Annotated in this window: 9 protein-coding genes; 4 read left to right on the forward strand and 5 right to left on the reverse strand. The window is 62.8% G+C overall.

Translation table 11 applies throughout. The features are described 5' to 3' along the window. The first annotated feature begins 116 nt into the window (after positions 1-116). Together JAO85_RS03080 and JAO85_RS03085 are read left to right on the forward strand one after the other, a co-directional pair. Positions 117-1,505, forward strand: coding sequence for a phosphomannomutase/phosphoglucomutase (locus tag JAO85_RS03080; RefSeq protein ID WP_202787425.1), 1,389 nt, complete (start codon positions 117-119; stop codon positions 1,503-1,505). 18 nt (positions 1,506-1,523) lie between these two features. Then, positions 1,524-2,828 (forward strand): 3-deoxy-D-manno-octulosonic acid transferase, encoded by a 1,305-nt coding sequence (locus tag JAO85_RS03085; protein ID WP_202787426.1) that lies wholly within the window; start codon positions 1,524-1,526, stop codon positions 2,826-2,828. A gap of 80 nt (positions 2,829-2,908) precedes the next feature. Here the strand turns inward: JAO85_RS03085 and JAO85_RS03090 are convergent, their stop codons facing one another. The 5 genes from JAO85_RS03090 to JAO85_RS03110 all read right to left on the reverse strand — a co-directional run bounded on the left by JAO85_RS03090 (position 2,909) and on the right by JAO85_RS03110 (position 10,162). Then, positions 2,909-4,375, reverse strand: a complete 1,467-nt coding sequence (locus JAO85_RS03090; RefSeq protein WP_202787427.1) for a TolC family outer membrane protein — start codon at positions 4,373-4,375, stop codon at positions 2,909-2,911. Positions 4,376-4,458: 83 nt separating this feature from the next. Next, positions 4,459-4,806, reverse strand: coding sequence for a rhodanese-like domain-containing protein (locus tag JAO85_RS03095; protein WP_034355938.1), 348 nt, complete (start codon positions 4,804-4,806; stop codon positions 4,459-4,461). Between the two features lie 117 nt (positions 4,807-4,923). Beyond that, complete coding sequence (locus tag JAO85_RS03100) at positions 4,924-5,634, reverse strand: protein-L-isoaspartate O-methyltransferase (RefSeq protein WP_004340917.1); 711 nt, start codon at positions 5,632-5,634, stop codon at positions 4,924-4,926. A gap of 22 nt (positions 5,635-5,656) precedes the next feature. Further along, on the reverse strand, positions 5,657-8,911 hold the full coding sequence (locus JAO85_RS03105) for an efflux RND transporter permease subunit (protein WP_202787428.1): 3,255 nt from the start codon (positions 8,909-8,911) through the stop codon (positions 5,657-5,659). Continuing rightward, positions 8,912-10,162, reverse strand: coding sequence for an efflux RND transporter periplasmic adaptor subunit (locus JAO85_RS03110; RefSeq protein ID WP_202787429.1), 1,251 nt, complete (start codon positions 10,160-10,162; stop codon positions 8,912-8,914). 187 nt (positions 10,163-10,349) lie between these two features. Between JAO85_RS03110 and msrA the strand changes: the two genes are divergently transcribed. Together msrA and JAO85_RS03120 are read left to right on the forward strand one after the other, a co-directional pair. Beyond that, positions 10,350-10,886: a peptide-methionine (S)-S-oxide reductase MsrA gene (msrA, locus tag JAO85_RS03115; RefSeq protein ID WP_202787430.1), complete on the forward strand. Its 537-nt coding sequence runs from the start codon at positions 10,350-10,352 to the stop codon at positions 10,884-10,886. Positions 10,887-11,066: 180 nt separating this feature from the next. After that, entirely contained in the window at positions 11,067-11,498 is a 432-nt protein-coding gene (locus JAO85_RS03120; protein ID WP_202787520.1) for a hypothetical protein, read from the forward strand. Positions 11,499-11,563 lie beyond the last annotated feature (65 nt).

Raw genomic sequence — 11,563 nt, forward strand, 5'->3', positions numbered from 1 at the left:
AGGCCTGCGACCATCAAGGCGCAGGCCTTGCTGTTTGCAGCCTAAAATCGCCCGATTGCGCCGCGCAGTCCACTGCCTGGCGCCATGGAATTGAAAAACTTCGAGAAAGAGCTGTTGTGCAAATTGCATCCTCCATCTTCAAGGCCTATGACATTCGCGGCATCGTGCCGTCGACACTGACTGAAGAAGTCGCCCGTGGCATAGGCCGCGCATTCGGTATGGCAGCGCTGGTAGCCGGCGAAAAAACCGTAGCGGTGGGCCGTGATGGACGTCTGTCGGGTCCCGCGCTTTCGGAGGCATTGATGCAGGGCCTGACCGATGTGGGCGTGAATGTGATCGACATCGGCCTGGCCACCACGCCCATGTTGTATTTTGCGGCCGCGACCTTGTGCACCAGCGGCATTCAGGTGACGGGCAGCCACAACCCCAAGGATTACAACGGCTTCAAGATGGTGCTGGCAGGCCGCGCCATTTATGGCGAGGAAATCCAGGCCCTGCGCTTGCGCATGGAAACCGAGGACTGGACGATTACCGGTTCTGGACAGATCAGCCGTGCTGATGTGCTCGCCGATTACACCGCCCGCATCGTGGGCGACGTGAAGCTGGCGCGGCCCATGAAGATTGTGGTGGACTGCGGTAACGGCGTGGCCGGTGCGTCGGCGCCCGCCATCTTCCGGCAACTGGGCTGCGAGGTGATTGAGCTGTTCTCTGAAGTCGACGGCAACTTCCCCAATCATCATCCAGACCCCAGCAAGCCCGAGAACCTGCGCGATGTGATCCAGGCCCTGCAGACCAGCGATGCCGAGCTGGGTCTGGCCTTTGACGGTGACGGCGACCGTCTGGGCATTGTGACCAAGGACGGCCAGAACATCTTCCCCGACCGTCAGATGATGCTGTTCGCCAAGGATGTGCTTTCGCGTGTGCCTGGCGGCTCCATCGTGTTCGACGTCAAGTGCACCCAGCGTCTGGCCCCCGAGATCGAAGCTGCAGGCGGCAAGGCCGTGATGTACAAGACCGGCCATTCGCTGGTCAAAGCTCGCATGAAGGAGCTGGGCGCGCCGCTGGGCGGCGAGATGAGCGGCCATATCTTTTTCAAGGAGCGCTGGTACGGCTTTGACGATGGCACCTACGCCGGCTGCCGTCTGCTCGAAATCGTCAGCCGCGAAACCGACCCCAGCGCAGTGCTCAACGCATTGCCCACCAGCTTCTCCACGCCCGAACTCAATGTGGCCTGTGCCGAAGGCGAGCCCCATCGTCTGGCGGCCGAGCTGCAGGCGCTCGCTGCCACGGAGTTTGCCGAACCTGCCCAGGTCAGCACCATTGACGGCCTGCGCGTGGACTGGGCCGACGGCTTCGGCCTGATCCGTGCCAGCAACACCACGCCGGTGCTGGTGCTGCGCTTTGAAGGCCACACACAGCAAGCCTTGCAGCGCATCGAAGCGCAGATGCTGGCCTTGCTCAAACGCGTCAAGCCCGACGCCCAGGTGGGCGCTTCTGCGCACTGATAGCAGCAGCGCTCAAGCATGGCCAGACCGGCTCCCATGAGCTTTGCCCGTGCGCTGTTCAGTGCACTGGCCTGGGCGGTGCAGCCTCTGCTGCGGCGCAAGCTGCGACGCAGAGCGCTTGCCGAGCCGGGCTACGGCGTGGCCGTACCGGAGCGCTTTGGCCATTATCAGCCTGCAGATCTGGGGCGCGATGGACGCGGCCGATGGGTGTGGATTCATTCGGTGTCGCTGGGCGAGACCCGAGCTGCCGCCATTCTGATCAAGGCCTTGCGCGAGCGCATGCCGGCCATGCGTCTGCTGCTGACGCACAGCACAGCGACTGGCCGGGAGGAGGGCGCAAAGCTGTTGCTGCCGGGCGATGTGCAGGTCTGGCTGCCCTGGGACTCCCTGGGCGCCACCAGGCGTTTCGTCGCGCAGTTCCAGCCTGTTGTGGGCGTGCTGATGGAAACCGAGATCTGGCCCAATCTGATTGCGGCTTGTGCCAACGCAGGCATTCCTCTGGCCCTGGCCAATGCTCGTCTGAACGAGAAATCCGAAGCCGGTGCTCTTAGAGTCAGGCCTCTGTCTCGCCCTGCATACGCCGCATTGGCTGCTGTCTGGGCGCAGACCGAGGCCGATGCCAAGCGCCTGCGCAATGTAGGCGCCCACGTGGATGCGGTGCTGGGCAATCTCAAATTCGATGTGCAGCCCGATGTCGTCCAGCTTGCCAGGGCCGCGCAATGGCGCACTGCGTTGGCGCGCCCCGTGCTGCTGTTTGCCAGCAGCCGCGAGGGTGAGGAAGCGATGTTCATCGATGCGCTCAAGGCCCTGGGCGATGCTGCAACGACGGTGCAATGGCTGGTCGTTCCGCGTCATCCTCAGCGCTTTGCCGAGGTGGAGAACTTGCTGGGCAAAGCGGGCTTTGCTGTTTCGCGGCGCAGTCAGTGGGGCCAGATGCCTCCTCTGCAGTCCGGCGCGATCTGGCTTGGTGATTCGCTGGGCGAGATGCCCCTGTATTACGGCCTGGCATCGGCAGCCCTGATGGGGGGGAGCTTTGCGCCGCTGGGCGGGCAGAACCTGATCGAGGCGCTGGCCTGTGATTGCCCCGTGATACTGGGGCCGCATACCTTCAATTTCAGCCAGGCGTCCGAGCAGGCGCTGCAGGCCGGCGCAGCCCTGGGCGTGCAGGATATGGGAGCGGGCTTGGGCCAGGCCCTGGATCTGGTGGCCAGGCTCGATCGTCTGCAGGCCGCCGTACAAAGCTGCAGGCAGATGGTGCAGGGCAATCGCGGTGCGGCCGCGGCCACGGCCGAGGCGATTCAAGCCTTGATGAATGCTCCTTGATCAGGAGCATATAGCGCCCTGTGGGCAAGGGTTTTAGGTCGATATGATGTCGAACCCTGAAATCTGTCTCTCGACCGGTCTTAGCGCTTGAGCGTTCTGGCCGCAGGCCGTGCAGCAGCCATGCTGCCTGTAACGGCTGGCCTTGTTGCCGCAGCCGGGGCAATGCCGGGCGTGCGTGTCAGTGCGTCGATCATGCGCAGATCATCGTCGCTGAGCACGCCTGCGGCCTGGCGCAGCTTGAGCTGGCCTAGCAGCACCTGATAGCGCGCATTGGCCAGATCGCGCTCGGTCTGGTAGACCTGACTCTGGGCATTGAGCACATCGATATTGATGCGCACGCCCACCTCATAACCCATTTTGTTGGCCTCCAGCGCACTCTGGCTGGAGGCGAGAGCCGCTTCCAGCGCCTTGACCTGAGCCTGGCCGGACTGCACGCCGAGGAAGGCCGTGCGTGTGGCCTGCTCCACGCTGCGGCGGGCATCGTCGAGCTGGGCGCTGGCTTTTTCCTCCAGCGCCACGGTTTCCCGGATGCGGTTCTGCACCGCAAAGCCCGCAAACAGTGGCATGTTCATGACCACACCGATCTGGGCTGCGTTGGTGCGATAGCTTAGGGGAATGGAGGGAGTCATGGAGCCGTTGGGATAACGGTTGACCACATAACCGGCCTGCAGGTCCACGGTGGGCTTGTGGCCGGCCTCGGCCTTCTGCGTGTCCAGCCTGGCTATGTCCAGGGCCAGCTGGGCCTGGCGCAACTGGGGCTGGGCGGCCAGGGCTTTGTCCACCCAGTCTTGCATATTGTCGGGCTCCACCCTGGGCAGGGTCAGCGGTGCAGCCAGCGGCGTGGGCTGGATGCCAACGCGGCCCACGAGCTGATCCAGGGCAACGCGCTTGACCTGCAGGTCATTTTGCGCGGCGATTTCCTGGGCTGTGACCAGGTCAAAGCGGGACTGGGCTTCGCGCGAGTCGGTGATGGTGGCCGTGCCGACTTCGAAATTGCGCTTGGCCATCTCGAGCTGGGTGCTGATGGCCTGCTTTTGCGACTGGGCGACCTGAACGCTGTCCTGGGCTGCCAGCACATCGAAATAGGCCTGGGCCACACGCACGATCAGGTTTTGTGCGGCTGCATCCAACTGAGCCTGGGCCACATCCACGCCGCGCTGCCCCTGCTCGTAGGCAATCTTGTTGGCGGGGCGATACAGCGGCTGCTGGGCGCTGAGCTGCACGTTCTGCTGCGTGTTGTTGAAGCTGCTGGCCATGCCGGGTACGGGCACCGAGGTGTGAATGTCGACATGGGTGCGGTTGGCTCCCGCCGTCAGACCCACGTTGGGCAGCAGCCCGGACAGGGCCTGATCGGCGCGGCTGGCCGCAGCTCTCGCATCGGCCTGCTGGGCCTGCCATGAAGCGTCATAGCCGCGGGCCTGAGCCACCAGCTCCGACAAGGTCTGGGCCTGTGTCTGAGCGCCGGCCCATGCCAGCAAAACTCCCAAGGAAATGGCACGCAGCGCGTGGGCGGAGGGGGCTTGCAGGGGCCTGGGCAGCTTGGTCATAGATGTCAGGGTTGGGCGGTCTCGATCACAACGGAAAACTCAACAAAGCTCTGGATTGGCCGAGCAATAGGCCCGGCAATCTTTCAATAACGGGGAACGCCCGGGTCGGCGCTGAGCGACCAGGCGTCAATGCCGCCGGTGATGTTGCTGACGTCCTCAAAGCCGTTGTTGAGCAAAAACGCAGCCACGCTCATGCTGCGTGCGCCATGGTGGCACAGGCAGGCGACGGGGTGGTCTGGGTCCAGCTCCTGCAGACGGCCGGGGATGTCGTGCATGGGAATGCAGCGCAACTCGAAGCCTTCACCGGGCTGAATGCTGGCCAAGGTGACTTCCCAGGGTTCGCGCACATCCAGCACCACGGGCCTGACGCCATTCGCGGCATGAGAAGCCAGCCATTGCTGGAACTGGGCGGGCAAGACCTGGGTCAACATAAAAACTCCTGGTGGCCGGCCGTCGAATCTGCGGGCCGGCCCTGACACTGAAAGACAGGCCCTGATCGCTGCACCGCCGAGTCGCAGCGCAGCAAGCAGGGCGAACGCAACAAGCGTTTAGAACGAGAAGCGCGAAGGCTCTTCAAAACCCACGAGGCGGGTGGCCGCGGTATCCCAGGGTTGCTGGACTTCGAAATTGTTGCCGTTCTTGGTCACCAGCGTGAAGCGCATCACGGGCATGTGACCGACGATGGCGGCAATACGGCCGCCTTCGTTGAGCTGGGCGTAAAGGGCATCAGGAACCTGGGCCACCGAGCCGCTGAGCACGATCACGTCGAACGCGCCCTGAGCCAGGGACGCGGTGGCACCGTTGGCCAGCTTGACTTCGACATTCTTGACGCCGGCGCTGAGCAGATTCTCACGGGCCATTTCGGCTAGCTCGGGGTCGATCTCCAGCGTTACGACTTCCTTGGCTTGGGCGGCCAGCAGGGCTGCCATATAGCCTGAGCCGGTGCCGATCTCGAGCACGCGGTCGGTGGGCTTGATTTTCACGTCTTGCAGCATGCGCGCTTCGATCTTGGGTGCCAGCATGTGCCAGCCTTTGGCGGCAGCCTCTTCGGCCGTGCCCTTCAGGGGGACTTCAATGTCCATATAGGCCATGTTCGCGTATTCGGGCGACACATAGTCTTCACGGTGGACCTTGCCCATCAGCTCCAGCACAGACTCGTCCAGCACGTTCCAGGGGCGGATTTGCTGTTCGATCATGTTGAAACGAGCCTGCGCGTGCACATCGCGCGGGTCCACTTGGGCATTCATTGGCAGGGCCATGGTATCTCCGGGGAAAGACTTATCAGGACAAACCATCGATTCTACGAGCCTCGGAGGCTTCGTGCGGCGGCTCAGCGCTTTTTGAGGGGGTGCCAGACCATTTACGGCGCATCCAGTTGGCAAAATCATCGAGATAGCAGTACACCACGGGCACCACGACCAGGGTCAGCAGCGAGGAAGTGATGACGCCACCGATCACGGCCTGACCCATGGGGGCGCGTTGCTCGGAGCCCTCGGTGACTGCAAAGGCCAGCGGCACCATGCCGAAGATCATGGCCAGCGTGGTCATGAGGATCGGGCGCAGGCGCACGCGGGCCGCCAGCAGCAGCGCTTCGTTGCGCGGCAGGCCCGGCTCGGTCTGGCCGCTGGCCTCGTTGGTACGGGGCTCGCGGGCGCGGATGGCAAAGTCCACCAGAAGAATGGCGTTCTTTGTCACCAGACCCATGAGCATGACCACGCCAATGATGGAAAACATGGACAGGGCCGAGCCGAACATCATCAGGGCCAGCACCACACCGATCAGCGTCAGGGGCAGCGAGGTCATGAGTGCCAGGGGCTGGAGAAAGCTCTTGAACTGGCTGGCCAGAATCATATAGATGAAGATGATGGCCAGCATCAGCGCGGAAATCGCGTAGCCAAAGGATTCGGCCATGTTCTTGGCCGCGCCGCTGAACTGGTAGCTGTAGCCGGGCGGCATGGGAATGGTGGCCAGCGCCTGCTTGATATCGGCCGTGACCTCGCCCGTGCTGCGCAGATAGACATTGGCGTTGATGGCGACTTCGCGGTTGAGGTTGCGGCGGTTGATCTGGCTGGGGCCGGTGCTGTCCACCACGCTGGCAACCTGGTTGAGGCGCACGATGCGCATGCCGCCATCTCCGGTCGCCAGTGCAAACGGCAGGCGCTCCAGGTCCTGGGGCGTGGTGCGCGCCTCGGGCTCGAGCCGCACGTTCACGTCATAGGTCTGGTCGTCGCTGGCCCGCCAGTTGCCCACGGTCTGGCCGGCCACCCAGGTGCGCAGTGCGCCGGCCATATTGCCTATCGACAGACCCAGATCGGCCGCGGCATCGCGATGGACCTCGATATTGACCATGGGCTTGTTGGGCTTGAGGCTGGAGTCCAGATCGACCAGACCCGGGATGTCGGCTATGCGCTCCTGCACGATCTGGCTCAGGCGGCCCAGTTCGTCCAGATCCGGGCCCATGAGCGAGAACTCGACCTGCTTTTGCCCGCCCACGGCCTCGCGCAGGCCTACATGGGTGAGCTTGATGCCTGCAATCGCCTGCAGCCTGGGGCGCAGATAGGCCGAAATCTCGTCCACATTGCGGCTGCGCTGGTGGCGGTCAACCAGGCGCACATAGATATTGGCGTAGTTCTTGCCGTTGGCATTGCCGGTGTTGATGGTGGTCAGCGTGTAGCGCACCTCGGGCAAGGCGCGCAATATGTCCGTCACCTGCCTGGCCTTGATTTCGGTGGCTTCGATCGAGGAGCCTTCGGGGGTGTTGAAGCTGATCGAAGTTTCCGAGAAGTCCGCCTTGGGCACAAATTCGGTGCCAAGCAAGGGTACAAGAGCGATGCTTGCTATGAAAATAATGAATGCCAGCGCCAGGGTGAGCAGCTTGTGAGCCAGCGACCAGCGCAGTATTCCCTGGTAGAAGTCCGAGAGCCGATCGCTCATGCGCTCCACCCAGGCCGTCACGCGCCCCAGCGTGCGGTCGTACAGGCTTTTGCTGCCATGTTCGCCATGGGCGTGGATTGCCGGGTCATGCCAGACGCTGGAGAGCATGGGGTCCAGCGTGAAGCTGACGAACATGGAGATCAGCACGGCCGCCACGATGGTGATGCCGAACTCATGGAAGAACTTGCCGATGATGCCGCCCATAAAGCCTATGGGCAGAAATACGGCGACGATGGAAAGCGTGGTGGCGAGCACGGCCAGCCCGATTTCCTGCGTGCCTTCCATGGCGGCCTGATAGGCGTTCTTGCCCATCTGCACATGGCGCACGATGTTCTCGCGCACCACGATGGCATCGTCGATCAGCAAACCCACACACAGCGATAGCGCCATCAGCGTGACCATATTGATGGAAAAGCCGAACCAGTACATGAAGAGGAAGGTACCGATCAAGGCAATCGGCAGCGTCAACCCCGTGATTACCGTGGAGCGCCAGGAGTTCAGAAACAGAAATACGATGAGCACCGTGAGCAAGGCACCCTCGATCAGCGTCTGGCGCACATTGTCCACGCCCACGCGGATGGCGCGCGAGTTGTCGGCAATCGCCTGCAGGCGCACGCCGGGCGGCAGCTCGGGGGCGATGGCCTTGATCGCCGCGTTCAGGCCGTCGACCACCTCGATGGTGTTCTCGTCCTGGGCCTTTTGCACGGACATCAGCAGAGTGCGGCTGCCGTTGTACAGCGCCAGGGTCTGCAGCTCCTGCGCATCGTCCTGCACGCGGGCCAACTGGCCGACGCGGATCGGGGCGCCGTTGCGGTAGGCTACGATGATGCGGGCAAATTCCTCGGGGCGCTGAATGCGGGCATCGATCTGCACCACGCGTTCCTGGGCCTTGGAGCGGATCGCGCCCACGGGCAGATCCTGATTCTCGGCACGCACCGCCTGGGCAACCTGCTCGGGGGTAATGGAGTAGGCCTCGAGCGCCTGCGGGTCCAGATAGACATTGATTTCGCGCTTGGTGGCTCCCACCATGTTCACGGCGCCCACGCCGCGCACATTCTCCAGCCGCTTTTTCAGCACCTGGTCGGCCCAGCTCGTCAGCGCAATCGCGTCGGGCGGCGTCACGCTCTGGCCATTGGCTGCGGTCTCGCCGTGCAGGGCATGGGGGTCTGGCAGCACGGCTAGCGACCAGACAGCCGTGCTGGCCGGGTCGAAGCGGATGACGCGCGGCTCCTTGACCTCGTCACGCAGAGTGGGGCGCACCGAGGCGACCTTCTCGCGTACATCGTCGGCAGCGCGGCGACCGTCTATATGCAGCTGGAACTCGATGATGACGACGCTGGTGCCTTCGTAGCTGCGCGAGGTGAGGGCATTGATGCCGGCGACCGAGTTGACGGCTTCCTCTATCTTCTTGGTGACCTCGCTCTCGACGATCTCGGGCGAGGCGCCCGGATACTCGACCGTGACCACCACCACGGGAAACTCGATGTTCGGGAACTGGTCAACCTTGAGCCGCTGGTAGGAAAAAATGCCCAGCACCACAAAGGCCAGCATGAGCATGGTGGCCAGCACCGGGTTCTTGAGGCTGATGCGCGTGAACCACATTTACCGGCTCCCGCTGCTGACTGGCTCGGCCGATTCTTCGACCAGCGTGCCTTCGCGCAGGCCGCCGGTGCTGCCAGCCAGTATCCGGTCGCCTGCATTCAGGCCCTTGAGGATCTGAACCCAGGTTGCGCCTTCATGGGCGGACTGGCGTCCCAGTTCCACGGTCTTGTGGATCACGCGAAACTGTGTGCGGCTGGAGATTTCCTGTGCACGCTCCGGTGCGATTGCGGCCACGGCCGACTTGCCCGCTTGCAGCACTTGCACATAGGGAAGGGGCTTGTCGGTGCGCACGGAGGCCAGAGGCACGGCTAGCTGGCTGGCGTTGCCGGTCAGTATGCTTCCCTGCAGGAACAGGCCGGGGCGTAACTGTGGAATGCGTTGACTGCTACTGTTTTTGGCGGCTTCGTCCTTTTGCACTGCCAGATAGGCCACCACAGTGCGCGAGCCGGTCTGGGCGCTGGGATTGATGCGCACCACCTGGGCTCTGATGGCCGTCATGTCCTGGGGGGCACCGGGCACTTGCAGCTCGGCCATCTGGCCGACCTGAACCTGTACCGAATCTGCGGGAGCGAGCTGGGCCATGATTTCCAGCTTGCCTGGATCGACGACTTCGACGATGCGCGCTTCCACACCAACGCGCTCGCCGTTCTGGACAAAGCGCTGGGCGATCTGCCCGCTCATGGGGCTGGTGATGACGGCGTCGGTGACAGACTTGCGGGCCGCATCGGCGGCGGCCTGGGCGGCAGCCAGATTGGCGCGGGCCGAATCCAGGTTGGCCTGCGAGGTCAGCAGTGCCGTGGTGGAGATAAAGCCTTTTTGCACCAGGGCCGCATTGTTGTCCTGGTTGCGCTGGGCAATCACCAACTGGGCTCTGGAGGCATCGGCCTGCTGCGTCGCCTGGCGCCAGCGTGCCTCTGCCTCCGTGGCATCAACGCGAGCCAACTGCTGGCCCTTGCTGACGCTATCTCCTTCACGCACCGTCAGGCCGCGCAGTTCGCCCGCGACATAGGCCTTGACCACGGCCGAGTTCACCGCCTGCACCACACCGTTGAGCGGAACGCTCAAGGCAAGCTGAAGGGGCTGGACCGTCAGAACCTCCTGGGCAGCCAGTTGTATGGGCAGCTCCTGCGGAACCGCAGCATGGTTTGGGGCCTGTTTTTTATGCTGCAGATTGACGACTGCGCGCCAGCCTATGACGACCAGCAAGCCGATCAGGGCCAGACTCAAGGCCCAGCGGCCGGAACGCTTCATGGTGTGTATCCCTCTGAGGCAGGTTTTTCTGTTCTATGCGCCACATGGTAGGTGCGCCAGGCACGGCTTGTATTGCAAGTGTAGTGGGCGCCCTGCAGCATAGCGACGCCGCAATCGCTGTCATTGGTGAAAATGGGTAGTTGATTTGAGCTACGCTTGACGCGTCTTAAAAACCAAGGAGCCGGTGATGGCAGCGGAAACCATTTATCTGGGCGGAGGTTGCTTCTGGTGTACCGAAGCCGTCTTCGACCGTGTACGCGGAATAGTCGATGTGGAGAGCGGCTATGCCAATGGCCACCTGGACCATCCCAGCTACGACGATATCTGTACCGGACAGACCGGTCATGCCGAGGTAGTGAAACTTGACTTCGATCCCGCCGTCATCAGCCTGCGCGATGTGCTGCTGATCTTCTTTGGCACCCATGATCCGACCACGCTGAACCGCCAGGGCAACGATGTGGGCACGCAGTACCGCAGCGCGATATTCACCACCGATGCGCAGCAAACGGCCGAGGCACAGGCATTGATGCAGGAAATGCAGAATGAAAAAGCATTTGATGCACCCATGGTCACTCAGATCGAGCCCTTGACCAACTACTGGTCTGCCGAAGACTATCACCAGGACTATTTCCTGCAGCACCCGGGCCAGGGCTATTGCGCTTTTGTGGTGGGACCCAAGGTGCAGAAATTCCAGAAAGCGTTTTCGCGCTGGCTCAAGGATTAAGCCTGGCTTGCTGCGCACGACCCGCAGTGCAGATACACTTTGCAACCCCCGGCAGCTTTGCTGCAGCCGTTTCGCCCAAGACCGCATTTGCTCCTGAACGTGTCACATCACTCCCATCTACGCAGAAACAGCCGTCCAGCGTCCGCTGGCGGTTGCGCCAGCCTGCGTGAAATCTGGGTGATGCGCTGGCTGATGGGCCTGCTGGCCCTGGCCATGGTGCTGGGCCCGACGCTTGGCCAGATGCACCGTGCAGTTCACGCGGTCAATACAGTCCCGGCAAAGTCCTATGTGGCGCACAGCCATGTGCAGCCAACCTCGTCGGCTGTGGCTGTGGCTGTGGCTGCGGCTGGCGACTGCCAGAGTGACAACAGCGGCTGCGCCCCGGATCAGGGCTGGGTCCATGCGCTGTTTGCGGGTCACGGCCCGGCCGAATGTCAGTTGCTGGATCAGGCCAGTCATGGCTATGCCGGGCCTGTGGCCATTAAGGCCTTCAGTGCGCCCGCTCCTGACAGCTTCATTCCCCGGCCGTTTGCTCCTGAACCCAGAGCCATCTTCATTGCCGCGCCGCTGGCTGCGCGCGCGCCTCCGCAGTTTCTCAGATCCCTGGCCTAAGCTCGGGCCATGCTTTGCATGGTCTGTTTGCTGCTGCCAGAAACCTCAAAATTGATAGCTTTCAG

Origin of the sequence: Comamonas sp. NyZ500, from assembly GCF_016772095.1 — a bacterium.
GTDB lineage: Bacteria > Pseudomonadota > Gammaproteobacteria > Burkholderiales > Burkholderiaceae_C > Comamonas > Comamonas thiooxydans.